We start from the raw sequence: 26221 nt of genomic DNA, 5'->3' as shown, positions 1-26221 counted from the left end.
AGACCATGCAGACATCCGCCCAGTCCAGCTTCCGTCAGCGCCTCGTCAGCGGCGCCTTCCTGGCGGGGAGCTTCGTCAAGACGCCGAGCCCGCATGCGACCGAGATCCTCGGCAATAGCGGCTTCGACTTCATCGTCGTCGACCAGGAGCACGCCCCCTTCGACCGCGTCACCACGGATCTCGTTCTGCTGGCGGCGCGGGCGGCCGGCGTCGCCGGGGTCGTGCGCGTGCCGACGCTGACGAGCGACGCGATCCAGGCTTCGCTCGACTGCGGCGCGGTCGGCATCCTCGCCCCGCATGTCGCGAGCGTCGCGGATGCGCAGGCGCTCGTCGCGGCCTGCCGCTATCGCGGCGGCAAGCGCGGCTTCTCCGGCGTCACCCGCGCCGGCCGCTATGGCGGCAGCAAGATGTGGAACCTCGTCGACGCGGCCGATGCGTCGGTCGCGACGATCGCGATGATCGAGGACCCGTCGGCGCTGGGTGAGATCGACGCCATCCTCGCCGTCGAGGGGCTCGACGCCGTCTTCATCGGCCGCGGCGACCTCACCGTCGCCTTCGGCGCGCCGACCCGTGATGCACCGGAAGTCCGCAATGCGGTCGAGACGATCCTCGGCGCGGCGAAGAAGGCCGGCAAGCCGGTCTGCGTGATGACCGACAATGGCGAGGAATCCACTGGGTTCGCCGAGCGCGGCGCCAGCGCCTTCATCCTCTCCTCCGACCAGGGTTTTCTGCGCAAGGCGGCGAGTGAAACCCTGGCGCAGATGCAGACAGCCAGGAGCCGGGTCGAAAACCCCGGCACGCGATAGGAGACATCGATCCGTGAGCTATCCCGCCAGCGACCCACGCTCGAAGCTCGCCGCTCCGGCAGCGGCGAAAGCCTCCCCGGTCAAGGCCTATGCCGGCGCCGACTATGCCCGCTTCTACGCAGAAGAACCGCAGCAGGCGAACGAGACCGAGCGCACCTGGCTGGCGCGCGGCCAGAACTTCATCACCGCCTATTCCGACGTGAAGCCGGGCGCCGTGCTGGCACGTGCCGCGCAGCCGGACGAATACTGCCTGATCCTGCCGGAGAAGGAGCTGGGAGCGACCGTCACGGCCGGAGCCGAGACGGTCGAGGTCGCGGGCGGCTCGATCGTCTTCGTGCCGCCGGGCGCCTCGCACATCACGCTCAAGGGCGCCGGGCGCGTCATCCGCATCTTCTCCAGCGTCGCGGCCGATCTGGCGGCCGCCTGTTCCAACGCCGCTTCTTACGCGCAGCCCCATGCCAATGTCGCGCTGCTGACGCCCTGGCCGGAACCATCAGGCGGCTTCAAGATCCGCGCCTACAGCCTCGATGCCGGCGGCGGCGAAGGCCGCTTCGGTCGCATCTTCCGCTGCACCACGCTGATGGTGAACGTGCTCGATCCGCGAAACGGCCTGCGCGACGTCACCGCCCTCTCGCCGCATCACCATGACGATTTCGAGCAGGGCTCCCTCGTGATCGACGGCGGCTACATCCACGACATCCGCTGGCCTTGGACACCCGACATGCGGATCTGGCGCGAGGACGAGCACGAACTGATGGCCGCCCCGTCGCTGACCGTGATCCCGCCGCCCTCGATCCACACCTCGCGCTCGGTCCTGTCCGGGCTGAACCAGATGATCGACATCTTCTCGCCGCCTCGCCTCGACTTCTCGCAGAAGCCCGGCTGGGTCATCAACGCCGCGGATTATCCGATGCCCGGCGAAACCGCCTGAGGGCCCGCGACATGACCGCCACCTCCCCGGATACCGACGCGCGCAGCCGGCAGATCGCCGATCTCCTGGTCGGCGCCGTCGACCTGCACTGCCATAGCGGCCCGGCCGCGATGCCGCGCATCCTCGACCATCACGAGGCGATGCTCGACGCCGCCGCGGCGAAGTTCCGCGCCGTCGTCTACAAGGATCATTTCTACCTGGGCACCGCCCATGCGATCCTGCTCGAGAAGCTGGTGCCGGACACCGGCGTCAGGCTGTTCTCCGGCATCGCGCTCAACAATGCCTCGGGCGGCTTCAACCCGCATGCGGTCGACCATGCCATCAAGCTCGGCGGCAGAATCGTCTGGATGCCGACGCTCTCGGCCAGGAACCATATCGAGGTGCTCGCCTCCGGCGCGGTGAAGACCTTCCCGAAGACCGCGCAGAAGATGCTCGATCCCATCCCGCTGACCCCCTTCGGGGCCGACGGCAAGCTTACCGACGACGTCAAGCTGATCCTCGACCTGATCGCGGCCGGCGACATCATCCTCGCCGGAGGGCACCTTTCGACGCCGGAGCTCTTCGCTGTGTTCGAGGAGGCCAGGGCGCGCGGCGTCAGGAAGCTCCTCGTCAATCACCCGACCTACATGGTCAACAACTGCAGCGATGCTGAGATCCGCGACCTCGTCTCGCTCGGTGCGGTGATGGAGCACTCGATCTGCATGTTCGTCGAGGGTAAGTCGAAGAAGTTCGAACCGCCGGAGCTGCGCCGGGTGATCGAGGTCGCCGGCGTCGAGAACACCGTGCTCTGCTCGGATCTCGGCCTCACCGGCTCGCCGCGCCCGATCGACGGCTACCGCGAGATCGTCGGCCACCTGCTCGACCTGCAATTCACGGAAGCCGAGATCAAGCGGCTGACCGGCGGGCATGCGGCGGAATTGCTGGGGTTGGGGCTGGAGGCTGCCGTCCAATAAGTAGGCGGACAGGCAGCTCACGCCCCTTAGCGGAAGGCGTCAGGCGCCGTTAATTGCGCTCTCAAGCGCCGTCCTTTGGGCGATGCACCTGCTCATTCTCAAACGCCTCTCCGAGACGCCGCAGGATGGGCCAAAGCAGCACCGCACCTAAGATAGCCATGAACAAGTACGGCCACGAGCTACCAAAGATCGCCTTGCCAAGAGGGTAGACGATCCATCCCATCAGAGGGAAAACAACGAACCACAGCAAAAAGAAGCTACCGCACCCAAAGTCGAGGCGGCTGTCAGGCGGGGGTGGATGTGTGTGGTCGGCCACGATTGTCCGGTCAATGAGGCGTCTTAAGATGGCATCTCACGGTCTTGGGGACAACTTCCGCTCCCGACCCATAGCTGACAGACGGTCTGTTGGTTTGCTAAGTGCAAAATCCCCTGTCGTCCGGGCGCCAACCTCATTGGAGTGGCCCATGCCCTGCCAAGCGGGGGTTTGTGTGGACCTCTTCCCAGCCCCGCAGCGGCCCGCCGTAGAGCCTTTCGCCAACTGGGCCTATCAAACCCATTAGTGCTAAGCCCAGGTTCGAGAGAACGCAGGTCCAGCCTTGATTGGCACCTAGTCCCAGCGAAGCTAAGTGAGCGGTCGCGTGCTCACCCGCACCGGAGCAACGGTGCTCAAAATGAAGAATGCCGGCCTCATCCCGGAAAGAGGTGCCGTACTGAAGCCAGACCCAAAGCATGTGAAAGGCTCCCTTAAGGACTGGGTCCGTCGGGCAACCGGTCTCGTCGCGCTCAATTTCCACGGTCGAACCTAGCTCAATGTCGAAGCGGAAAAGGTTATCATGATCTCTACGCGAGCGATCGCTTTCGACCCGGTCGCAACATTCGCTACGTCAGGTCTGTCAGCTATAGCTGAATGGAAAGCCAGAGCCTGGCCCGGCAAACCTCCGGCCAGGCTTTTGGTTCGTAACTTTCAGCTCAATCCAGCGAGATCGCCGCGGCCTTCACGACGTCCGCCCATTTCGCCACTTCCTGCGTCTGCGCGTTGCGCACCGCCGCGGCATCGCCGCTGAGCGAGCGCACGCCGATCGTCGCGAGTTTTTCGCGCCCTTCCGCGCTCTCGACATAGGCGCGGGTGATCGCCGCGATGCGCGCCACGATCGGCTCCGGCAGGCCCTTCGGCCCGACCATGGCGAACCAGCCGGTGGCGTTGACGTCCGGCAAGCCGGCCTCGGCCAGGGTCGGCACCTCAGGCAATTGCGGGGCGCGCTGGTCGCTGGTCACCGCGAGCGCACGGATCGCGCCGCTTTTGACATGTGGGATATAGGCCGGGATGAAGTCGATGGCGACATTGACCGTGCCCGCGAGCAGGTCGGTCGAGAGCGGGGCCGAGCCGCGATAGGGCACATGCGTCATCTGGAAATCGGCCTTGCGCTGGATCAGCTCGCCGGTGACGTGACCCATCAGCCCGAAGCCCGGGCTGCCGAAGGTCAGCTTGCCGGGATTGGCCTTGCCGTAGGCGACGAGCTCGGCGAAGGACTTGACCGGCAGCGAGGGATGCACCGCGACGATGCCTTGGACGTCGCCGAGCAATGCGACCGGGGCGAAATCGGCGAGCGGATCGAAGGTCAGCTTCTTGTAGAGCAGCTTGTTGGTGGCAAGAGGGCCCGAGGACGAGAACAGCAGCGTGTAGCCGTCCGCCGCCGCCCGGACGACGCCGGTCGCCGCGATATTGCCGCCGGCGCCGGTCTTGTTCTCGACGACGAAGCCCTGGCCGAGCTCGCTGCGCAAACGCTCTGCCAGCAGGCGAGCGACCACATCGGTCGAGGCGCCCGCCGGGAATGGCACGACGATGGTGACCGGCCGGCTCGGCCAGGTCTCGGCAAAGGCTCGCCCCTGGACTGCCAGCGCACCGGCGCCTGCCATGGACGCGATGAAGCCACGGCGTGTGATCGGCCGCATCATTGAGGTTTCCTCCGGACAAGATCGCTTTGCAGCGGTTGTCCGGACACTAGGCACGAGCCGATCGCCCCCCTCAGGAAAGCGCCGCTATTTCTCGCCTTGAAACGCGACGCCCATGGATTGCGAGAGCGCCTCCAATTGCGCCTCGATATTCGCCGCCGCCTTCTTCAGCGGATGGATGATCCTGGCCTTGTCCTCGGGATTGGGCACCGCGGCGCGGAAGAAGGTGACGCCGAAGGTCGCGAGCACGCGCTCGCCGAGCTTGATCGGCACCGCAATCGTCGCGGAATTCTTCGGCTCGGCGGCAGGATCGCGCTCGGTATAGCCGCGCCAGCGCGCCTGCTCGATCATGCGCTCGACGTCCTCGTCGCTGAGGCTGCTGTTCTCCGGCTCGGTCGAGGTCCGCATCGCGGCGCGCAGCACCTCGCGCTCCTCGTCGGGGCAGAAGGCGAGATAGGCGCGGCCCAGCGCCCGGCCGCCAAGGTTCAGCCGGTAGCCCAGCGTCGCATGGAACGGCGAGATCGGGCTGTCGGGGATCGTCGAGAAGCGCACGACCACGGCGTCATAGTCGAGCAAGCAGACGGCGCAGGGCCATTTGATCTGGCGCGTCAGCGCGGTCGCCCAGGGCCGCGCCGCCTCGATCACCAGCGGCGCGCCATGGAAGCCCGCGCTCAGATGCGCGACCTGCGAGGTCACGAGATAGCCGCGCATGCGCTCGTCACGGACGACATAGCCGGCCTCCATCAGCGTCTCGAGCAGGCGCACGATCGTCGGCTTCGGGATACCGGTGCGGCGATGCAATTCGCCTACGGTCGCGACGCTGCAGCGATTGACCTCGGTCAGCAGCCGCAGCGCCTTGAGAACGGACTGAACAGGCGCGAAGGAGAACACGCGGCGGATCCGGCTAAGCGAGCACGAACCGCTGTTCTAAATGAGAATTCTCCAAACCCGCTAGCTATTCGCGCAGTCCGGCGGACTATTCCGGCATGGTCAGGACGACCTTGCCGACCTGATCGCCGGCATCCATCAGCGCATGTGCGTCGCGGACATCGCGCCAGTCGAAGCTCGCGCAGATATGGCTGCGGATCGCCCCGCTTTCCAAGAGCGGCCAGACCTTCTCGACCAGCTTGGCGGCGATCCGCCCCTTATAGGCGGCATCGCGCGGCCGCAGCGTCGAGCCCGTCAGGGTCAGGCGGCGGCGGACGATGTTGCGGGCATTGACCTCGGCCATCTGGCCGAGATGGCTGGCGATCAGCACGACGCGGCCATCGGGCGCGAGCAATTGCAGCTGCTTCTCGGTATAGGGCCCGGCCTGCGCGTCGAGGACGACGTCGACCTTCTCCTTGCCGATCGCCGACTCGATCTCACCCACCCAGTCGGCACGGTAGTCGACGGCGAGATCGGCGCCGATATCCAGGCAGACCGCGCGCTTCTTGGCGGTCCCGGCGGTCGCGATCACGCGGGCGCCCCGGAGCTGCTTGGCGATCTGGATCGCGGCCATGCCGACGCCGCTGGTACCGCCCTGGACCAACAGGGTCTCGCCATCAGCGAGCCGGCCGAGCCAGACGACATTGTTCCAGGCGGTGAAGAACACCTCCGGCAGCGCCGCCGCCTCAGCGAAAGAGAAGCCGGCCGGCAGCGGCATGCATTGCAGGGCCGGCACCGCACAGAACTCGGCATAGCCGCCGCCATTGGCAAGCGCACAGACGTCATCGCCGACCTTCGGCCAGCTGACCTCGGTGCCGACAGCCTCGACCACACCGGAGACGTCGAGCCCGGGCAGGTCGGTCGCGCCGGGCGGCGGCGGATAGAGGCCGCGCCGCTGCTGGATGTCGGGCCGGTTCACGGCCGCTGCCCGGACGCGGATCAGCACGTCGCCGGGACCGAGCGCTGGCAAGGGACGGTCGCAGAAGGCGAGGACCTTGGGTCCGCCCGGCCTGGTGATCTCGATCGCTTGCATCAGTCGGTCCCGTCGTCATGTTCTGTGGAGTGGAGCGAGCGGATAATCTCCGGCAGGCGCTCGCGGGCAGACGTCATCAGGCGCTCATAGATCGAGTTGCCATGAGCATCGATCGCGACGATCACCGGGCCAAAGCCGTTCAGCCGGAGCCGATTCAGGCGGAATTGCATGATCAGGTCGCGCCAGGCGCAATCGGTCACTGCTTCGACGCCCTCGCTCAGCAGGGCCGAGGCGCCGCCGACGAAGGAGAAATAGACGCAGCCGACCTCGCGCATGGCCTCGACGCTCCCCTGCGAGAGCCCGCCCTTGCCGCCGGTCGCGGTGAGGCGCAGGCCGCGGATCAGCGTCGGCATCAGATGGTTGAAGCGGCTGGAGGTGGTCGGGTTGACGTAATGGACCGGGCCGGGCCGGCCGCCATCGTCCTCATAGCTCACGCCCATATGGAAGAAGGTGCCGTCGCGCAGGGATAGCGGCAGTTCGCGGCCGGCCTCCAGCTCCGAGACCATGCGCTTCTGGGTCGGCATGCCGACGGTCGCAACCGCGTCGCCATCGAGCAGAACGACATCGCCGACCTTGAGCGCGCGCGCCGCGTCTGGCGTCAATGGTAGGCTCAGGCGGATGGGAGACAGACTCGTCATTCGATCCGCTCCACCACGCCGGAATTGTAGATCCGCGCCCGCGTCCGCCGGTTGATCCAGCAGTTGAACGAAACGGCGACCGGGGTGAAGCCGTGGCCGGAGGCGTAGTAGACATGCACGCCGAAGGTCGTGGTCGAGCCGCCGACGCCCATCGGGCCGAAGCCCATCTGGTTGACCGCGCGGGTCAGCCGCTCCTCCATCTCCGCCACCATCGGCTCGGGATTGCACTCGCCGAAGGGGCGTAGGGTCGCGTCCTTGGAGAGCTTCGCCGCATGGTCGAAGGTGCCGCCGATGCCGACGCCGATCACCACCGGCGGGCAATGCTGGCCGCCTGCCCTGAGCACGATCTCCAGGATGCAGCGCTCGATCTCGTCGAGACTCGGGCTGACCAGGATCTCGACCGCGGCCCAGCGCCCGCCACCGAGCGCCTTGGGCGCGCAGGTGATGTCGAGATAGTCGCCCTCGCCGACGAGGTCCCATGAGACCAGCGGCATGTCCTTGCCGTGGAAGCTGCGCTCATTGGTCAAGGGGTTGGTGACGAAGCGCAGCAGCGGCGGCTGGATCGTGCGGGTAAGCTCGGCAAAGCCATCGACGATCGCCTGGCGGATGTCGCCCTCCATCCGGGCGCCGGAGCCGATCTTGATGCTGTAGCTCGGCACGCCGGCATCCGAGCACAGAAATTTGCCGGTGGTCTCGGCGCGCTTGGCGCTGTCGAGCATGAAGGCGAGCGTCTGGCGGGCCTGCGGCTCGGTCTCGCTCACCAGTGCCTTGCGGAATTCGGCCTTGGAGGATTCGGGGATGCGGCGCAGCGACCAATCATAGAGATTGGCGGTGACTTCCTTGACCAGCTCGTAGGTGATTGCCATGCGCACCGTCCGTTCGACGGCGTGAAACTAGTCGAATGACAGAAACCGGCTCGGCGCCCACGCCTCGTTTCGCGAGGTGAAATCGAGGCCATGCCCCTCCTCGCGCCCCAGCTCCGCTTTATTGAGCAAGCGAGCGGAAATGCGCCCGAGGACAGGACGAGCGATCATGAGCCATGTCGACATCACCGGCTTCGACCTGACGATCGATCAGATCGTCCGCGTCGCCAGGGAGAAGGCACCGGTCGCCGTCACGCCGGAAGCGGTTGAGCGGATGAAAGCCGCTCGCGCCATCATCGACGACGCCGTCGCACGCGGCGAGAAGATCTATGGCGTCACCACCAGCGTCGGCGCCAAGACCGGCGTGCCGCTCGCGCCGGAGCGCATCGGCGAGTTCAACCGCCGCCTGCTGCTCACCCACAACGTCGCGCACGGCCCCCTCGCCGCGCCCGAGACCGTCAGGGCAATGATGCTCGTCCTGCTCAACTCGATGGCGAGCGGGCGCCTCGGCGTGCGCCCGCTGCTGGCCGAGAAACTCATGGCCGCTCTCAACGCGGACCGACAGATCGACGTGCATGTCTGGGGCTCGATGGGCCAGAGCGACATGGCGCCGATCACCGACCTCGCGCTCGCGCTCTATGGCGATCTCGACCTGCAGGCCGGCGAAGCTCTGGCGATGCTGAATTCCAGCGCGCTCGCGCTCGGCATTGCGGCACTGGCCATGGCCGATCTGCAGCGCAGCCTCGACCTCTGGAGCCTGATCGCGGCGCTGAGCATGGAGGGCTTCGCCGCCAACCCGTCGATCGTCTCGGAGGCCGCGCTGCGCTCGCGACCCTTCGCCGGGCTGGAGCGGCATGGAAGCCGGATCAGGCGCTATCTCGATGGCAGCTACATCCTGGCCCAAGGCGGCCCGCGCCATCTGCAGGACCCGTTGAGCTTCCGCTCGCTGCCCCTGCTGCACGGCACGGCGGCGGACAGCCTGGATTTCGCCTGGCGCCAGATCGAGACCGAATTCCGGTCGAGCCAGAACAATCCGATCGTCTCACTCGAAGATCGCTCGCTGGTCTCGGTCGCCAATTTCGACACGGTCTGCCTGTCGATGGCGCTCGATATCGCCCGGCTCGCCTTCGCACCGGTCGTGACGGCTTCAGCCGAGCGCGTCGCCAAGCAGGTCGATTCCTTCTGGTCAGGCCTGACGGTCGGGCTGATCGAGGAGGACGGCGTCGGCCTGCCCGGCTTCAACGGCCTCGCCCAGTTCCACAAGGCGATCACCTCGGAGGCGCGGCTGGCGACCGCCCCGGTCGTTCAGGAACTCGCCAGCTCCAGCCATTCCAACGGCAATCTCGACCGGGCGGGCATGGCGACCTTTGCCGCGCGCAAGACCGCGGAGGTCGCAGGCCTGTGCAAGTCGATCGCCGGCGTCGAGCTGATGGTCGCGGCGCAGGCGGTGGAGAGCCGGAAGGCAACGCCGCTTGGCGCAACGACCGGCAAGCTCTTCGCCCTGGTGCGCGAGGCTGTCCCCTTCGCTGCGGCCGGCGACCGCGTGCCACATCTCGATCCGCTGCTGCGGCATGTCGAGGCGAGGCGCAAAGAGATCGACGCCCTGATCGGCGCGGACGACTGAGCTTTCACGCCCCCGCGGCGTAGCCGGCACGGTCGAGCGCGTTGACCGCGCGGACCTCGCCGGAAGGTTCGCCGGTGGCGCCTGCGCGGCGGTGCAGGCGGATCCGGCGCGGCTCGCCCGGCGCCAAATGGAACCAGCTCCGCTCGGGGCGCCAGCCGGCATCAACGATCTCGACCGATTGCGCCAAGCGCCGGGTCGAGAGTGCGAGGCTCCAATCGTCGCCCTCGCGCTCCAGCTGCGCGATAAGTCCGCAATGATGGCGCTCATGACCGCGCCCGAGCGGAAAGTGGAAGGCCTCCGCCAGCACCGCGTCGCTCGCGGCATCGCGCAGCACCGCCGAGGTCACGTCATGGCCGGGCGGGCCGAAGCGGTAGGCATAGGCGATGTCGAAGAAGCGGCCGATCAACTCGAAGGCCGAGAGTGTCACCGCCGCGCGTGGAGCGAGCGCGACGTCGCGCTTGGCCTTGATGACCTCGACCTCGCCGGCGCGCCAGCAGGTCAATTCAACCGTCGCAGCCAAAGGCTCGGGACGCTCGTTCAGGACATGCAGGCCGAGCCCGTTGACGCCCTCGTCGGTCAGCGCGAGCTGGACCGGGCGGAAGGCGCGGGCGAGCCCGTGCCAGGCCGATTTCGGCTCGCCATCACTGGCGATGACGCCCCAGCCGGCGCCTGGCTGGAGGTCCTGCAGCAGCCAGACCAGCGCGCCTGATGTCGGCGAGGCCGGCCGCCGCCATTCGGCGAAGGTTTCCTCCATCACCTCGGCGACGGTCGCGCGCGACAAAGCGAAATAGCGCTCTGGGTCCTCGCGCCGCAAACGCGCCGGCTCGAGCCCGTAGAGCCGTTCGAGGTAGTGGTCGCGCACATCCTCGAAATCCCAGGAGGCGCCGGCATCGCGCGGCACGGCGCGCTTCCAGTCGGGATGATGGGTGATCGCCGGCGGCTTGCCACCACGCAGCGAGACCTCCTCCGGCACATTGGCAAAGGCGAGGCTTTCGGCGGCGAAGCGGACATTGGCACGGCGCGCATCGTCGAACCCACGCATATAGGCGCCGACGCCGTAATAATGCGTCACGCCCTTGTCGGCGACGAAGGGCAGCGGCCCGCCCGAGGGCGAGTTCGGAACATAGGCGATGTCCGGCCTTAAAGCGGCGACCGCCTCAGGCAGGATCTCGTCGAAGACCGGTCCGGACCATGCTTCCGGCGGCGCGCCCAGCATCGCCGATTGCTGGAAGACCTCGCTGCCGCCGCAGAGCACGGCAAGGCTCGGCGAGCCCTGCGTGCGGCTGAGCAGCGCCTCCGCCTCGGCCGCGATCGCCGCGCGGAAGCCGGCATCGCCCTGCGGATAGTCGAAATTGGCCAGCATCATCTCCTGCCAGACCATGATGCCGAGCTCATCGCAGAGCGCGAAGAAGGCATCGTCCTCATAGGTCATCACGCCGGGCAGGCGGATCATGTTCATGCCGGCCTCGCGCGCCAGCCGGAGCCAAGGCTCGTAGGCTGCACGGCCACCCGCCAACGTCGTAACGTCGGCATTGCTCCAGCAGGCGCCGCGGCAGAACACCGGGACGCCGTTGACGATCAGGCCGAAGCCCTCGCCATCGTCGCCGCGATCGACTTCGAGCGAGCGGAAGCCGACACGGCCGAGATCGATCGTCTCGCCATCAAGCATGAGCGTAAGATCGTGCAGCGCCGGCTCGCCATGGGTGTGCGGGAACCAGGGCACGATGCCGGGCAAGGATAATGTGCCAGCTAATTGACTACCCCCACCCGAGTGGAGGGGCGCCTCGCTGCCGGCACAGCGCATGATAGCGCTCCTTGGCATCTGCGAGTTCGCAGCAAACGTCAGACTCAGTGCGACAGTGCCGGTCTGCCTGTCATAGCGCGTGCGCAGATCGACAGCGTCGATCTGCGGCGCATTCATCTCGCTCTCGATCCGCAGCACAGGACGATACGGCCCGGTCGGCAGGCCGGGCGGACACCAGCCCGGCATCGAGCCGAGCGCGCTGGTGCGGAACCAGCGCAGGCCATTGGGCTGGATCATCGCCGGCCGCCAGCGCGAACGGCGCGGGGCCGTGGCGAGCTTCGGCGCCAAAGCGCGGAAGCACAAGGCTATCTCGGTCCCAGCCGGACAGTTGGCGGCGATCTCGACAGCCGCGAACATCGAGGCGCTGTCGGCCTGCCTGATCCCGCCGACCCAGATCTCGGTGACGGTCGCCAACCCTTCGAAGCGCAGGCGCCCGTCGAGGGCTTCCGTCAATCGCGTGCGATACCAGTGATCCTGCTGGCCGATAGCGTTGGCGCTGATGTCGTCGAGCCGACCAAGGCTGCGCAGCGTCCCGGCAACGGTGCCGGGCACGGCAGCTTCCTGCCAGTCGCCGCCCTCCGGCAGATCGGCCGGCGTCGTAGCGGCATCGGCCGGGGTCGCAAGCCAGGACCAGCCCGCGAGCGGCAGGGTCCGTTCTCCGCTACGCGCGACGATGCGGGCCATGGCTCAGCCGGGGAAGCGCTGCCCGAGCGCCTCGCTGACCTGGTCATGCTCGCCGATGAGGCCGGCCAGCGTCGCATCGAAACGTTCGAAGCGCTTCTGCTTCATCGCCCGTGCCAGATGGAACTGCGCTACCTTGGCGCCCTCGGCGATGCGCAGGGAGCCGTCGCGGGCGACCTCCAGCCCATCGACCGACTGACCGAGCCAGGAGAGATGGCTCGCGAGCAGCTCGAAATTGGCGCCGAGCTGGCGCAGCGTGTTGAAGGCGTAGTGGTGGAAGGCTGCGCCGGGCCGCTCGGCCAGCGCCTCGGCCTGCGCGGTCGCCACTGCCCGGAAGGCCGCGACGGGATTGTCGCTCGGCCGGCGCGCGACATGGCGGGCGAGCAGCTTCAGCGCAGTCGCGCGCAGGGTTGCCTCATCCGGCCGGCGCTGCGGCAGGCGCACCATCTCGGCATAGGGGAAGAGCGTGTCCTCGCGCATCTGCCCCGGCAGCAGCCGGAACAAGCCGTCGAAATCCTCGCCCTCGGCGCGATGCAAGCCGTCATTATGGAAATAATCGAGCTCGCGGGCGGCGCGGTCGAGCCGGTTCACCGCGATCGTCGTCTTGCCGTGGCTGTCGCGATAGGAGACGCCGCGGGTATCGGGCATGTAGAAGGAGTCGAGTTCGAGCAGGACGAGGCGGCCGAGCCCGATCTGCTGTTCGATATGGCCGATCAGATCGTCATACAGCGCAAGCTCCGTGACCTTGAGACCGTAGAGCGCCTCCAGGTCATCGAGCGGCGGCTTGAAGAAGGTGAACTGGTCGCCCTCGAAATCCTGCGTGATCGTGAAGCCGAAGGCCGCCGCCGGCTCCAGGCCAAGCGCATGCAGGATCTCGATCCAGAGATCGGCATAGCAATTGGTCTGCGGCCAATGCCGCTCGCCGGCATGCATGGCATGCCTGTCATAGGCGAGCGGATCGACCGGCAGGAGCCGGCCCGCCATGGCGGCGGGCGCGGCGATCTTTTGCTGTGCCGTCATCGCGCTCACGGCCAGAGCACGTTGCGGACCGCAGTCGGCCAGCGCTCGACGTCGTAGCCGTGGTGCTTGAACAGCGCGAGCGCGACCCGCTCCATGCCGAAGCCGACGCAGGCGGTGTGCGCGGTCTCGCCGGCCGCGGTCTGGATACCCCAGGTCGTGCCGAAATGGTCCTGATGGTAGTTGAAGGAGAGGCAGGCGGTCGGCTTCTCCTCGCTCTCGATCGGGATCAGCAGCTCGAACTTCAGGCGCTGGTCGCGCTGGTTGTTGGCGAGCATGCGGCCGGCGCGGCCGAAGAACGGGTCGTTGGCGACGTCGAGATGCAGGGGCACGCCGAGCGAAGCCATCATCTCTCGGCCGCGTTCGAGCCAGAGCGCACGGAACTCTGTGACCTGCTCGGGCGTGCCGAAGCAGACATATTCGCGCATCCGGAAGAGCTGCATCCGGGCCGGGTCCTTCGAGGGCTCGTGCCGGAAGCAGTAGGATTGCAGGTCGAACAGCGCGCCTTCCGCCTTGAGCGGGCCGCGCTTGGCCACGACCGGATAGAGCGGGTAGCAGGCGGCCGGGGTCAGCACGACCTCGGTCGAGACCTGTCCGTCCGTCCAGTCGACCCCGTCAGCCACCTTGTGCAGCAATTCGGCATGGGCGCGCTCGTCACCTGCAAAGGAATGCACGGTGCCGGCAAGCTGCGGGAAACTCTTGAGATAGCCGCTCTTCTCGAAATGCTTGCGGCTCATCGCCGGCGGAAAGCGTACGACCTCGGCGCCGTCCTTGCCGCCATGGCGGGTGATCAGGTCGTCGAAGCGGGCGATGACCTGCTCGAACAGGCCGCTGCGGCCATAGAGCCCATCGACGCCGATGTCGATCAGCAGGCCGTTATCGATCAGTTCCGCGAGGAAGCCCTGCGGCTGGGGGCAGTTCTGGCACATGCGATCACCTGGAAAGGCTGGGGTCGTGCTTGTAGACCGCCAGCAGGTTGGAGGTGTTGCCGAGGATTCGGTCGTTGTTGATCATGATCGGCGCCGAGAGCGCGTCGCGCATCAGGCGCGCCAGGCTCGCCGGGCTGTCATTGCGATAGCCCTGGATGCCGCAGATCAGGAAGGCCTGCATCACGATCTCGCCGACGCTCTGCGAGGCCACGACCTTGATGCTGTTCATCGCCACGACGAAGCCCATCGAGGAGAGTTCGTCGGCATCGCCGCGGGCGCGCTCGTAGCGATCGAGCCCGGCGACGACCAGCGCCTTGAACTGCTGCAGGCGGGCGAGCAGCTCGGCCAGGCGCAGCGCGCTCGGCGGGGTCGAGCCCGGACGCTTGCGCGCCTCGCTGCGAACGAAGCCCTCGGCGCGGGCGACGGCCTCGGCGGCGATGCCGTACCAGACCGAGGCCCAGAGCAGATGCGCGTTGGGGAGCATCGACTGCGCCGCGATCTCGGCGAAGGGAACCGGGATGATCTGCTCGGCCGGAGCCCGGCCGGCGAAGGTGAAATTGTCGGAGCAGGTGCCGCGCATGCCCATCGTGTCCCAGGCGGCGCTGCGCTCCAGCGTGTACTGGTCCTTGGTCAGGACGGACATGACCTGGTCGGAAGGCGGGGCCTCGGGCGTACGCCGGGAGGTGATCAGGATGGCGTCGGCCTGCGCGCCGTAGGAGATCAGGCAGCCTTCCTTGTCGAGGGTAAAGTCGTCACCCTCGCGCACCACGCCGCAGATCGACGAGCGCAGGTCACCGCCGACGCCGCCGCCCTCGGTGGTGGCCGAGGCGAGCAGGAGCTGCTCGCGGGCAATGCGCGCCATGAAACCGGCATGCCAGGGATCGTCATTGCAATGCACGACCAGGCTCGACGCCTTGATCTGGTGCATCGCGTAGATCATGCCGCTTGAGGCACAGGCCTGGGCCAGCACTGAACAGATCTCGGCAATGGTCGCATGGCTCGCCTGCTCGCCGCCATGGGCCGCCGGGATCATGATCCCCAGCAGGCGCTCACGTTTCAGCGCCTCGAAGACCTCGTGCGGAAAGCGCGACTTGGCATCGACATCGCCGGCATGCTCGGCCGCGAGCTTGGCGATCTTGCGCGCCTTGGCGATCATTGCCTTCTGCGCCTCGGCGCTGGCGCCCGATGTCTCGGAGGTGAGCTGGTAGCCGGCTTCGGCGAGGCGGGCGAGCGTCGTCATCAGACGTGCTCGCTCTGGATGGTGCGGATCGCGGTCTCGATCGCGGCGATCGAGGCGAAGTTGCGCCGGTTCATCATATTGTCGGGAAACTCGACCTCGAAGGCCTCTTCGAGCGCCATCATCAGCTCGACCGTGCCGAAAGAGGTGAGGCCGGCATTGTAGAGATCGGCCTCATCGGCGAGGGTGGCGACATCGACCGGCAGCTTGCCGGTGGTCTTGAGGATTTCGCGGATCCTGGTCTTCATCGTTCGGTCCTGCCCTGTCTGATGCCATCGCTGCTGCGGTGCAGCCCCGTTTTGGCTCCGCCCCCCGGCGCGCGGCGGCATACGCTGGCGCAGGGCGCTGGCGATCGCCGTCGGGACGCTTCGGTCGGTTGGTTTGACGCCGTGTTGTTCGTTGCGTCAGGCCTAACGCATAAAATTTAAAGTTACCTTGCGCCGGCCGCAGAATGACTGGCGGAAGCGTCGCACAGCCCGGCGTCTGGAGATGTGGTAAACAGCGGATTGCCGCGAATACTCGGTTTCCAGTGAATTCAGCCGGTCGCTGCAGCGGAATAGTTGGGAACCATGCTGCGCTCGGCGGCCGGTGTCGGCTCAGACCCCGCATCGGCGTCGCTCGATCCGGTCATGAACCAGAGCAAGGCCGCCGTCTTGATCGAATAGACGGAGTCGCTGACGATCATCAGCAGGCAGATATAGGTCGCGACGCAGACCTTGAAGCGCCAGGCTCGCGGCGACTTCTCCGGCGCGAAGATGAACAGGCTCCAGAAGCCGATGACGCCGAAGAGCCCGATCTGGTTCAGCGAATAGGCATAGCCGGAATCCGACAGGAAGGGCTTGTCGGGAGACAGGCCGAAAACCGCGGCCGGAGAGAGCGAGGTGATCAGGCGCGACGTCCAGAGCATGCGGCCGGCGAAATTGTTCTGCCAGTTCACCTCGGCGCTGACGAAGCCATAGATCGCGAAGCCGATCAGCATGACGAAGGGCGCCACCAGCCAGACGAAGCGCGGCGTGATCGGCGCTGTGAGATAGGCGACTGTCGCGACGATGCAGACATTGGCGCCGAAGCGGGAATCGCTGAGCACGATCGCGGTCATGCCCGCGGCCATGGTCAGCCAGCGCTTGGCCATCTGCGGACGATTCAACGCCCAGATATAGAGGATCGCGCCGAAATTGCCGGTCGAGATCGGCTCCAGGAAGACCGAGGAGGCCCGGTGCGGCCCGAGGAAGGGCAGCAGCGTCCGCGAATCGGGCCTGAGGCCGCTGGCGAAGAGCGCCCCGGTCTGGCTGCTGACGTCGCTCGGCGCGACCGTGCCGCGCGCGACATAGTATTTGATGATGTTGAAATAGGTGACGTAGAGGTCGAGGGCGAGGAATTCGAACAGGCCGAAGACGACAACGATGAGCCCGCTGATCAGGGCAGCCCGATCGGCCAGGCGCGGATCGTTGCAACTCTTGCCGAGCAGATAGAAGGCGACCGGAATCAGGAAGTCGCGGACCGCCTTGGGGTCGATCAGCGGCCGCATCGCCATCAGCAGCACGGCATAGGAGAAGAACACCGCCAGCAGCAGATAGGGCGCGGCGTTGCGGCCGAGGCCGAGATAGAGCGCGGTCGCGACCAGCACGACCTCGCACCCCATCACCATGGTGTCATTGATGCCCATGACGTTGGTGTTGATGAAGCACAACGCCATGTTGAAGGTGAGCGCGCCGATCAGCAGCGCGAGCGGCAGGATCGGCATCGGGCGGGCAGGATCGACGCCATCAGACATCGCCGCCTGCCCGGTCACGCCGCCGCCTGAGCCGGGCGACGCAGCCAGCGCGACGCCAGGCCGCGCGCGCCGGTTCCCGCATCTTCGGGAATGACGAGCGCGACGATGTGCTCGCCGACCGGGTCGATCGCCGCCGCCTGGTCGACCAGACTGCGCGGAGTCTCGCCGGTCAGGGACGCGGCAAACACGATCGCATCCGGACGCGCACCCGCCTTGCCGTCCGACGGGGAGGTGCGCCGCATGATGATGAAGTTGCGCCGCCGCCCGGGCTTGGCCGTGGCCGAGGCGGGCGGCTCGATCCGGCGGATGTTCATGTCGCGGCCCGAGCCGTCCTGGCAGAGCAGAACACTCTCGCCATGCGCCGCCAGGCTGTTGGCGAGATGTTCGGCGAGCGCCGCCTGCGTCGCGTCGTCGACCGAGCCGGCGATCATCACGGAGGCCGGCAGATGCGGGCCCAGCGTCCGCTGCAGCAGGCGTGTCACCGGTATGAGCGCATCCTCGCGACGGGCTGTCGCGGCCGGCAGAGATACCACCGTGCCGACGCCTATCGCCTGGCCGGCGGCCTCCGGCGTCAACGCTGCCATCGGCTTCAGCCGCTCGGGGATGATCCGCGAGGATGGCAGCCATTCCAGCAGATAGGCGATGCCGAGGCCGGCGCAGGCGCCGAAGAGCAGGGCTGCGGCGAGCACGACCGGAGCCGGCGGCTTGGTCGGCTGCGCCGGCGCGACCGCTTCCGACAGCATGCGCGAATTATTGGTCTCGATCCGCTTCTGCTGCTCCAGCTCCTTGGCGCGCTGCAGCGAGGCGCTGTAGACGACGCGCACCGCCTCGGCCTCGCTCTCGAGCTGGCGCAGTTTGATCTGCGCGGCGCCGCTGACCTCCTGCGACTTGGTCAGCTCCGTCGCCCGCTTCCTGAGATTGGCGAGATTGGCCTCCGTCTGGCGATAGCTTTCCTGCACCGTCGAACGCAGGCGGGCGAGCTCTCCGGACAGCAGCCTGCGCGTTTCGGCGAGCTCGGCCCGGATCTCGATCAGGCGCGGATGCTGCGGCGCGAGCGTCTGGGCAAGGCTCGCCGCCTCGCGCGCGCTCTGGGCGTATTGCCCCCTGAGCGAGGTCACCACCGAGGAGGTGAGCGCCTCCGGCAGGGTGTCGGACAAGGGATCGCGGCTCTGATAGCGGGCGAGCTGGTCGCGCCTTGCCTGCTGGCGCGCAAGCTCGGCCTCCGCCTGGCTGATCTGGCCATAGAGATCGCGCAATTGCTGCGAGATGATGAGCCCGCCCTCGCCGGTACTGACGAGGCTGTGCTGGCTGCGGAAGCTCTGGACGGCGCGTTCCGCCTCGTCGAGCTGCGTGCGCAGGCCGGCGATCTGGCCGATCAGCGAGATGTTGGCGCGCTCGACGACGGCGCGGCGGCCGTCATTGCCCTGGCGGAAATAGACTTGAGCCAGTCCATTGGCGATGTCGGCCGCCTTTTGCGCCTGCGGATGCGAGACGGTGATGCGGAAGACCAGCGAGTTGTCGACGCGCTGGATCACGATCGCCTTCTTGAGCGCATCGACCGCCTGGGCCAGGCGCTGCTCGGGCGTCGGCTGCACCAGCTTGCCGAGCAGGCGCGAGACCAGTCCCGGCGGCCGGACGAAGGCGGGATCGTTCTCGAGGTCGAGCTCCTCGATCAGCTGGCGCAGCACGCCGGTGGAGGTCATCACCAGGGCTTGGCTGTCGACGTTGGCGAAGTCGATCGAGGCCGAGGTGTCGGTGCGCACGATGTCCTTGCCGACGACCTGGAGCGCCTGCGGATCGACGAGCAGCTCGGCGGTCGCGCGGTAGACCGCGACCTGCACCGCAAGATAGGCGAGCGCGAACAGCAGGCAGATTGCGGCACTGGCGATCACCAACCAGCGGCGGCGGCGCAGCAGCTGGAGCAAGTCGGACAGACTGAAAGCGGCGGAGTCGCGGTCCTTCACCGGCGCCTCCTCCCGTCTCCCCGCCTCGAACGCAGCCGACACCACAAGCCTCCTCGATCCGGCCCGGCACGGCGCATCCACGGCCGGACGCGCCGACGGCTCGGCTGGAATTCCACCGCGCATCCTGCCGAGGCGTAGTTAACATTTCGGCAACAGACTCAGGGCGATTTGATTCAAGTATTCAATCAATCAGCTCGCCGAAAATTAACTACACAGCCAAAGCATTTTCAAAGACATGTTTCGTTCCAGGGCCGCCGATGATAGTTCAACATTTACGAAAATCAGCGTGATCGGAACGGCTTTTCGACCAGCCTATCTGCGACCTGCGCGATCCCGTTCATGCCTCGTTTACAACGGGAAGAAATCCCTCGGTCACGCCAACCTTTGCTTAGCTCGTGCCGGTTATTCCTGCCCTTGGGAAAGGCCGCCCCGGCAAACGCGCCGTGACGAGGACGAGTCCAGACAGCATGCGTATCCTGATGGCCTGTGCAGCGTTCCCGCCCTTCATCGACGGCGGCGGGCCGATCTCGGCGATGATCGTCGCCAAGCTGCTGCTCGCGGCCGGCCATGACCTGACCGTCGTCAACGTCTCCGGCGAGGACAAGCACGAGACCTATGACGGCGTGCCGGTGCACCGTCTGCGCTCGCTCAACATCGACTGGAACTACCGGCTGCCCCGGCCAGGCTGGAAGAAGGCGATCTGGCATGCGCTGGAGAACTTCAATCCGCGCGCCTTTTTCGTGATGCGCCGCGAGATCAGGCGCCTGCGACCGGACGTCGTGCTGACCGACTCGATCGAGAACATCAATGTCGCGACCTGGGCGGCGTCGAAGAGCTGCGGCGTGCCGGTCGCGCATATCCTGCGCAGCACCTTCCTGCTCTGCTGGAAAGGCAGCATGTGGCGCGGCAACGACAATTGCGGGCGCGCCTGCGGCTCCTGCCAGGCGACGTCCTATGGCAAGAAGCTGAATTCGCGTTTCGTCGACGCGGTGATCGGCGAGACCGATTTCATCATCGGCCGCCACACCGAGCACGGCTATTTCCCGAACGCGTCGACGCACGCCATTCCCGGCGCGATCGCGCCCGTCCCCGGCGCCCTGCCCCGTACGGCGCCGCCAACGGAGCGCCCGCTGCGCATCGGCTTCATCGGCGTCCATGATCCGGTCAAGGGCCTGGACACGCTCGCTGCCGCCGCCCAGCGGCTCGCAGGCGAACCGGTCGAGTTCCTGATCGCCGGCACAGGCCAGAGCGACTATGCCAAGGCCCTGCCCGAGCGCTTCCCGGCGCAGAACACCCGCTTCCTCGGCTGGACCAAGCCCGACGCGTTCCTGCCTGAGATCGACGTCCTCGTCGTCCCCTCATTGTTCCGCGAGCCGTTCGGGCGGGTGGTGATCGAGGCCTTCGCCCATGGCGTACCGGTGATCGGCGCCCGGTCCGGCGGCATCCCCGAGACGATCCAGCCGGGCGTCAACGGCGCCCTGTTCGAGCCGGGTGACGACGCCGCGCTGGCCGAGCAAATCATGACTTACGCCAGGGATCGCACGCTCGTCGCGGCGCAGTCGGCCGGCACGCTCGCCGCTGCCGCCCGCTACAGCCCGGATCGAATCGCCGCCGCCTATGGCGCCGTCTTCGATGGTCTCGTCGGCAAGCCGGCCGGGAACGCCCTCCTGCAGCCGCGGGAGGCGAGGCCGTGAGGGAATTGCTCGATCTCGCCTGGAACGGAGCCGGCCGCTTCCTGCCGGCTTTCTCGTCGCGCTTCAGCAGCACGCTGCTCAGCTTCCTCGTCCTGCTGGCCGCAAGCCATTTCCTGCCGACCTCGGAATATGGGCTCTACGTCTTCCTGTTCTCCATCGGCAGCGCACTCGGGCTGATCGCCGTGCTCGGCCAGCAGATCCTGGTGGTGAAGCATTATCGCCGGGCCGAAGCGAGCGGCCATCCGCTCAACCAGGCCCTGCTCGGCGTCAACGCACGCTGGCTCGCCTTGGGCTGCTTCGTGCTGCTGGCGGCGGCGCTGCCGCTCTGGCTGTTCGCCGACCGGCTGCCGCCGACCTATCACTATCTCTGGCTCGCCTTCGTCTTCGCCGCGATCTTCGCGCTCAGCGAATACCTCCAGAACTATTTCCGCATCCATGGCCGGATCAACATGTCGCTGGTGCCGCGCGAGATCGTCTGGCGCAGCAGCTCGATCCTGTTGATCGCGGGGGCTGGGCTCGCCGGCTTCCTGAGCGGCGGCGCGGGCGCGATGGCGATCATCACCGGCCTGCTCGCCGCGACCACGCTCTACCAGAGCGTCTGCTTCCTGCAGGACGAGGGAGTGAGCTGGCTCAGGGCGCGCGACCAGGTGCCGCCGGAGACCCATGGCGAGTGGCGCCGGGAGAGCGGCTATTTCATCGCCAACAACGTGCTGAACTCGGCCTCGGCCTATCTGGAAACCATCCTGATCGGCGCGCTGCTCGGCCTGAACGAGGCGGGCTTCTATTTCGTCGCGCTGCGGATCTCGATGCTGCTCCTGCTGCCACTGGCGGCGATCGACACGGTCGGCATCCCGATGATCGCCGCCCGTTTCCAGAAGTCCGACACGGCCGGCGCCCAATTGCTGATCGGGCGACTGTCCTTCGCGAGCTTCTGCATCTCGCTGCTGGGTGCGCTGGCGCTCGCCGTCGTCGCGCCCTTTATCCTGCATTTGTTCAATCCGGAATTCGTCAAGCATGAGGACGTGCTGACCGCGCTCTGCGTGCTCTCGGTCTCGCTCGCCTTCTTCGGTCCCGGCTCCTGGCTGCTGATGATCGGCGGCGGCGAGCGCTTCTTCCTGATCGCGCGGGCGATCATGTTCGTCCTCTATCTCGGCCTGCTCTACGCGCTGGCGCGGGTCGGCGGGCTGATGGGCATCGCCATCGCCGGGCTGGCCTTCAGCACCGCCTCCAGCCTCGCCGCCTGGTACTGGATCAAGCAGAAATGGCGGATCGACAACATGGCGACCGCTTTCTTCCGGCCCTTCCTGTTCGGCGGCGCGCCGCAGGACAAGCCAGACCCGCTGCCGACCGGCCGCGCCAGCGAAGGAGCCGGCCGATGACGGCAGCTGCAGCCTATCGTATCGATCCGGCCGGCGAGACGAGCACGGCCCCCTCGCCTTTCGGCACGCCGGTGACCTTTGGCGGCAGCATGGGCATGCTCCATGCAGGCCGCGCCCCGATCGCGGTGCTGATGCTCGGCGCCATCGGCTATGAGGAGCTCTGCCTGCGCGCGACATGGCGCAGCCTGGCGCAGGCGATCTCGGACAAGGGCATCGCCTGCCTGCGCTTCGACTATCCCGGCCAGGGCGACGCCCATGAAGCCGCCGATGTGCAAGGGTTGGAGGACTGGTTCGAGACCATCCGCGCCGCCGCCGACCTGCTGCGCCGCGCCAGCGGCTGCGAGCGCCTCATCCTGCTCGGCCAGGGCCTCGGCGGCACGCTGGCGCTCAGGCTCGCCGAGGAGCTCGCGCCGGTCGCAGCCAGCGTGCTGATGGCTCCGGTCGCCAACGGCAAGCGCTATCTGCGCGAGCTCTCGGCCTGGACGCGCATCGTCTCGGACCGGATCGGCATCGGCACCGACCCCGATGACGATACGCGCTGTGCCGTTGCGGGCCTGCGCATCGCCCCCGGCCGCCTGCCCGCGATCGCGACGCTCGGCACGGGAGCACTCAGCCAGGCGCCGTCCGAGCAGGTGCTGCTCCTGTCCCGCCCCGGCCATGGCGGCGATGCGACCCTGGCAGAGGCGCTGTCCGGCCTCAGCGCCGCCGTGACGCAGCGCGACTATGACGGCTACGAGATCCTGACCACCGACCCGACCGCGGCGCGCCCGCCCATGGCGACCGTCGCCGGGATCGTCGACTGGATCGCCAAGCGAGCGGCGGCGGCCGGCTCTGCTCCCGCCGACATCGGGACGCTGCAATTGCCCGGCCCGGCGGAAGGCCTGCTCGGCGACGGCTTCGTCGAGCGTCCGATCCGCTTCGGCCCGGATGGCCGGCTCTTCGGCGTGCTCTGCGAGCCGGTCGGGCCGACGGCGCGCGAAACCATCGTCTTCGTCAATGCCGGCCGCGACTACCATATCGGTTGGGCCCGGGTCAGCGTCAGCCAGGCGCGCGCCTTTGCCCAGCGCGGCATCGCCTCCCTGCGCTTCGACGCCAGTAGCGTCGGCGACAGCGGGATCGCCGCCGACGGGCCGGAGGAGATCCTCTATTCGCAGGCGCAGATCGACGATGTCCGCCTCGCCATCGACGCCATGCAGGCGCACGGCTTCGACGCGCCGATCCTGATCGGGCGCTGCAGCGGTGCCTATGCTGCCTTCCACGCCGCCGTCGTCGACGAGCGCATCCGCCGCCTCGTCATCATCAACAATGAGCGCTTCGTCTGGGATCCGGACGAGAGCGTCGAGGATGCGATCCGCTATGCCCATCGCAGTGCCGGCGATCTCGGCGCGACACTGGCCCGCAAGGACGGCTTGCGCCGCCTGCTCACCGGCAAGCTCCGGGTCGGGCCGGCCGGGCGCTATCTGATCTACCGGTACCGTAAGCGGCTCTCGGTCAAGCTCGCGCCGGTTCTCGGCCGGCTGACCAAGCATGGCCGGCTCCACCACCAGTGCCATCGTCATTTCGCCACGCTCACGGCGCGCAATGTCGAATTGTCGCTGCTCTATGCCGATGGCGATGTCGGCATGGCCGAGCTCGAGACCTATTTCGGCGAGGCCGGCAAGGGCCTTGCCGCCTATCCGAACGCCTCGCTGACCATGCTCGCCGACGCCGACCACAACTTCACGCATCTCGCTGCCGGGCGCCGGCTGCTCGATGCGCTGATGCGGATTGTCGTGCCGTGAGGCTGGCCGCGCTCACACTGGTGCTGCTCACCGCCCTGCCGGCGCAGGCGGAGACTTGCCTGCGCGGCGTCAACTTGTCTGGCGCCGAATTCGGCGACACGCCCGGCAAGGTCGACACCGACTACACCTATCCGAGCGAACAGGCGATCCAGCGGCTCGGCAAGCTCGGCGCCAGCGCCATCCGCCTGCCCTTTCGCTGGGAGCGCATCCAGCCAGAGCTCAACGGCGGGCTCGACATCATGGAGCTGGCCTATCTCGACCAGACGGTCCGCCGGATCAACGAGGCCGGGCTGATCGCCATCATCGACCTGCATAATTACGGCTACTACGCCAAGAAGCAGCTCGGTTCCAAGGAGCTTCAGGCGGAGGCACTCGCCAATGTCTGGAGCCGGCTCGCCGCGCATTATCGCGACCGGCCCAAGCTCGTCTTCTCGCTAATGAACGAGCCCTACGACATCACCAGCGCCAACTGGGCGAAGTTCCAGAACGTCGCCATCGCCGCGATCCGCAAGGCTGGCGCCAGGCAGCTCCTGCTGGTCACCGGCACGGCCTTCGGCGGCGCCCATAGCTGGACCTCGGACCTGCCGGTCGGCAACAATGGCCGCGACCTCCTCGGCGTCGTCGACCCGCTCGACCGCTACGCCTACGACTTCCACCAATATCTCGACGCCGACTATTCCGGCCGCGCTCCCGAGTGCTCGGCCGCGGCCGGTGCGCTGAAAGCGATCGACGACGTCACCGCCTGGCTCAAGGCCAATGGCCGCCGAGGCTTCCTCGGCGAGTTCGCCGCGTCCGACAAGCCGGAATGCCTGACTGCGCTCAGGCAGATGGCGACGAAGGTCGATGCCAGCCCGCAGCAATGGCTCGGCTGGACCGCCTGGGGCGCCGGACCCTGGTGGCCAGCAGACTATGTCTTCAATCTCGAACCGACCAAGGCCGGCGAGCGCCCGCAGATGAAGGTGCTGCTCGAGCGCTTGAAGACGAAGCGGCCCAGCGCCATCTGCGGCCGGGAGGCCAAATCGTGACCGCTCCGTTCTCGCATCGCGCCGCGCCGGCACTGCCGGCCGGCACGCGCATCGTCCATATCGTGCGCCAGTTCCTGCCCAATCGCGGCGGGCTCGAGGACGTCGTCGCCAATCTCTGCCGGGCGCAAGCCGCGCTCGGCCTCAAGCCCTCCGTGGTGACGCTCGACCGGCTGTTCTCGCGACCGGAGCTCGTCCTGCCGGCGAGCGACGTCATCGACGGCATCCCCGTCACCCGCATCCCCTTCCGTGGCTCGACGCGCTATCCGCTCGCACCTCAGGTCTTCTCGCATCTGCGCGATGCCGATCTCGTCCATGTCCACGCGATCGACTTCTTCTTCGATGCGCTCGCTCTGGGCTGGCTGCTGCATCGCAAGCCGCTCGTCGCCACCACCCATGGCGGCTTCTTCCACACCACCGATTTCGCCGGCCTGAAGAAGCTCTGGTTCAACGGCCCGACCCGGCTTTCGGCGCAGGTCTATCGTGGCATCGCCGGCTGCAGCACGAACGATGCCCGCATGTTCGAGCGGCTCGCGCCCGGCAAGGTCCGCGTGATCGAGAACGGCGTCGACCTCAACAAGTTCGCCGGCGCCTCCAGCCTCGACCCGCAGCGGCGCCTCGTCAGCATCGGCCGCTTCTCCAAGAACAAGCGACCGGACCGGCTGATCGCGATGATGGCGGCGCTCGTGCGGCGCGAGCCTTCCTGGCAGCTCGACATGCTCGGCGTCGCCTCCGACTGGACCGAAGAGGCGCTGCGCAAGGCGATCGCCAACGCCGGCATGGAGCAGAATGTGACGCTGCATCTCGGCCTCGACGATGCCGGCGCGCGAACGGTGATGAGCCGTGCCTCGCTCTTCGTCTCGGCCTCGGAGTTCGAGGGTTTCGGCCTTGCCCTGGTCGAGGCGATGAGCGCCGGCCTGGTACCGATCGTCCAGCCCAATGCCGCCTTCGCCGGCCTGGCGAGCAAATTCCCGGTCGTCCGCACCGTCGATTTCGCCGATGCGGACGAGGCTGCGTTGGCCGTCGAGCAGGCTCATGCCGATCTCGTCCGCTATCCCGGCAATACGCGTCCACGCCTCTCGGACCTCGCATCCTATTCCTGGCACGAGGTCACGCGCCGCTATCTCGAATTCTACGCCGCCGCGCTCTGACCCTCCGACGCCATGGCGCTGTCACCGCGCAAGCCCCTTGCGCGCCGCCCGATTCTAGCT

The 26221-nt window shown here is 67.3% G+C and carries 21 protein-coding genes; 9 read left to right on the top strand and 12 right to left on the bottom strand.

Annotated features, from left to right (window positions below):
- Positions 1-5: 5 nt before the first annotated feature.
- From GV161_RS22925 to GV161_RS22915, 3 genes are read left to right on the top strand one after another with little or no spacing between them, the layout of a single operon-like run.
- Positions 6-806 carry an aldolase/citrate lyase family protein gene (locus tag GV161_RS22925; RefSeq protein WP_152013319.1) on the top strand — a complete coding sequence of 267 codons (801 nt, stop codon included), beginning with the start codon at positions 6-8 and terminating at the stop codon, positions 804-806.
- A 13-nt stretch (positions 807-819) separates the two neighbouring features.
- Positions 820-1737, top strand: coding sequence for a hypothetical protein (locus GV161_RS22920; protein WP_152013320.1), 918 nt, complete (start codon positions 820-822; stop codon positions 1735-1737).
- Between the two features lie 11 nt (positions 1738-1748).
- A complete protein-coding gene (locus tag GV161_RS22915; RefSeq protein WP_152013321.1) occupies positions 1749-2690 on the top strand; it encodes a DUF6282 family protein in 942 nt (313 codons plus the stop codon).
- 969 nt (positions 2691-3659) lie between these two features.
- On the opposite strand, the gene GV161_RS22910 is transcribed toward GV161_RS22915, so the two are convergent.
- The 5 genes from GV161_RS22910 to GV161_RS22890 all read right to left on the bottom strand — a co-directional run bounded on the left by GV161_RS22910 (position 3660) and on the right by GV161_RS22890 (position 8107).
- Positions 3660-4643: a tripartite tricarboxylate transporter substrate binding protein gene (locus tag GV161_RS22910; protein WP_159650367.1), complete on the bottom strand. Its 984-nt coding sequence runs from the start codon at positions 4641-4643 to the stop codon at positions 3660-3662.
- An 87-nt stretch (positions 4644-4730) separates the two neighbouring features.
- Positions 4731-5534, bottom strand: a complete 804-nt coding sequence (locus GV161_RS22905; protein WP_159650366.1) for a DNA-binding transcriptional regulator — start codon at positions 5532-5534, stop codon at positions 4731-4733.
- Between the two features lie 85 nt (positions 5535-5619).
- Entirely contained in the window at positions 5620-6603 is a 984-nt protein-coding gene (locus GV161_RS22900; protein ID WP_152013324.1) for an NAD(P)H-quinone oxidoreductase, read from the bottom strand.
- Positions 6603-7241 carry a fumarate hydratase C-terminal domain-containing protein gene (locus tag GV161_RS22895; protein WP_244623950.1) on the bottom strand — a complete coding sequence of 213 codons (639 nt, stop codon included), beginning with the start codon at positions 7239-7241 and terminating at the stop codon, positions 6603-6605. The genes GV161_RS22900 and GV161_RS22895 overlap by 1 nt, the downstream gene beginning before the upstream one ends.
- Positions 7238-8107: a fumarate hydratase gene (locus GV161_RS22890; RefSeq protein ID WP_152013325.1), complete on the bottom strand. Its 870-nt coding sequence runs from the start codon at positions 8105-8107 to the stop codon at positions 7238-7240. The genes GV161_RS22895 and GV161_RS22890 overlap by 4 nt, the downstream gene beginning before the upstream one ends.
- A 166-nt stretch (positions 8108-8273) precedes the next feature.
- Between GV161_RS22890 and GV161_RS22885 the strand changes: the two genes are divergently transcribed.
- Entirely contained in the window at positions 8274-9728 is a 1455-nt protein-coding gene (locus GV161_RS22885; protein WP_159650365.1) for an aromatic amino acid ammonia-lyase, read from the top strand.
- A 4-nt stretch (positions 9729-9732) separates the two neighbouring features.
- Here GV161_RS22885 and GV161_RS22880 read toward each other — a convergent pair whose 3' ends face one another.
- The 7 genes from GV161_RS22880 to GV161_RS22850 all read right to left on the bottom strand — a co-directional run bounded on the left by GV161_RS22880 (position 9733) and on the right by GV161_RS22850 (position 19176).
- Positions 9733-12216: a glycoside hydrolase family 2 protein gene (locus GV161_RS22880; RefSeq protein ID WP_152013327.1), complete on the bottom strand. Its 2484-nt coding sequence runs from the start codon at positions 12214-12216 to the stop codon at positions 9733-9735.
- Positions 12217-12219: 3 nt separating this feature from the next.
- Entirely contained in the window at positions 12220-13233 is a 1014-nt protein-coding gene (locus GV161_RS22875; protein WP_244623951.1) for a DUF1839 family protein, read from the bottom strand.
- A gap of 5 nt (positions 13234-13238) precedes the next feature.
- Positions 13239-14159, bottom strand: a complete 921-nt coding sequence (locus tag GV161_RS22870) for an amino acid--[acyl-carrier-protein] ligase (RefSeq protein WP_152013328.1) — start codon at positions 14157-14159, stop codon at positions 13239-13241.
- A gap of 4 nt (positions 14160-14163) precedes the next feature.
- Complete coding sequence (locus tag GV161_RS22865) at positions 14164-15399, bottom strand: acyl-CoA dehydrogenase family protein (RefSeq protein WP_280179028.1); 1236 nt, start codon at positions 15397-15399, stop codon at positions 14164-14166.
- Positions 15399-15644: an acyl carrier protein gene (locus tag GV161_RS22860; RefSeq protein ID WP_152013329.1), complete on the bottom strand. Its 246-nt coding sequence runs from the start codon at positions 15642-15644 to the stop codon at positions 15399-15401. Before GV161_RS22860 ends, GV161_RS22865 begins: the two co-directional genes overlap by 1 nt.
- A gap of 287 nt (positions 15645-15931) precedes the next feature.
- A complete protein-coding gene (locus GV161_RS22855) occupies positions 15932-17188 on the bottom strand; it encodes a UDP-phosphate alpha N-acetylglucosaminyltransferase (RefSeq protein ID WP_152013330.1) in 1257 nt (418 codons plus the stop codon).
- A complete protein-coding gene (locus tag GV161_RS22850; RefSeq protein WP_159653962.1) occupies positions 17185-19176 on the bottom strand; it encodes a GumC family protein in 1992 nt (663 codons plus the stop codon). Before GV161_RS22850 ends, GV161_RS22855 begins: the two co-directional genes overlap by 4 nt.
- 425 nt (positions 19177-19601) lie before the next feature.
- On the opposite strand from GV161_RS22850, the gene GV161_RS22845 reads away from it, so the two are divergent.
- From GV161_RS22845 to GV161_RS22825, 5 genes are read left to right on the top strand one after another with little or no spacing between them, the layout of a single operon-like run.
- Positions 19602-20828: a glycosyltransferase family 4 protein gene (locus tag GV161_RS22845; protein WP_152013332.1), complete on the top strand. Its 1227-nt coding sequence runs from the start codon at positions 19602-19604 to the stop codon at positions 20826-20828.
- Positions 20825-22207 carry a lipopolysaccharide biosynthesis protein gene (locus GV161_RS22840; RefSeq protein ID WP_152013333.1) on the top strand — a complete coding sequence of 461 codons (1383 nt, stop codon included), beginning with the start codon at positions 20825-20827 and terminating at the stop codon, positions 22205-22207. The genes GV161_RS22845 and GV161_RS22840 overlap by 4 nt, the downstream gene beginning before the upstream one ends.
- Positions 22204-23988: an alpha/beta fold hydrolase gene (locus GV161_RS22835; RefSeq protein WP_159650363.1), complete on the top strand. Its 1785-nt coding sequence runs from the start codon at positions 22204-22206 to the stop codon at positions 23986-23988. The genes GV161_RS22840 and GV161_RS22835 overlap by 4 nt, the downstream gene beginning before the upstream one ends.
- Positions 23985-25013, top strand: coding sequence for a glycoside hydrolase family 5 protein (locus tag GV161_RS22830; RefSeq protein WP_152013335.1), 1029 nt, complete (start codon positions 23985-23987; stop codon positions 25011-25013). The genes GV161_RS22835 and GV161_RS22830 overlap by 4 nt, the downstream gene beginning before the upstream one ends.
- The gene (locus tag GV161_RS22825) at positions 25007-26161 is read left to right on the top strand and encodes a glycosyltransferase family 4 protein (RefSeq protein WP_244623971.1); all 1155 of its coding nucleotides are present in this window, start codon (positions 25007-25009) and stop codon (positions 26159-26161) included. Before GV161_RS22830 ends, GV161_RS22825 begins: the two co-directional genes overlap by 7 nt.
- The last annotated feature ends 60 nt before the right edge of the window (positions 26162-26221 follow it).

This window comes from Bosea sp. 29B (genome assembly GCF_902506165.1).
Taxonomy (GTDB): Bacteria; Pseudomonadota; Alphaproteobacteria; order Rhizobiales; family Beijerinckiaceae; genus Allobosea.
Note: the sequence above shows the minus strand (reverse complement) of the source record. Positions and strands in the feature narration are given on the sequence as shown.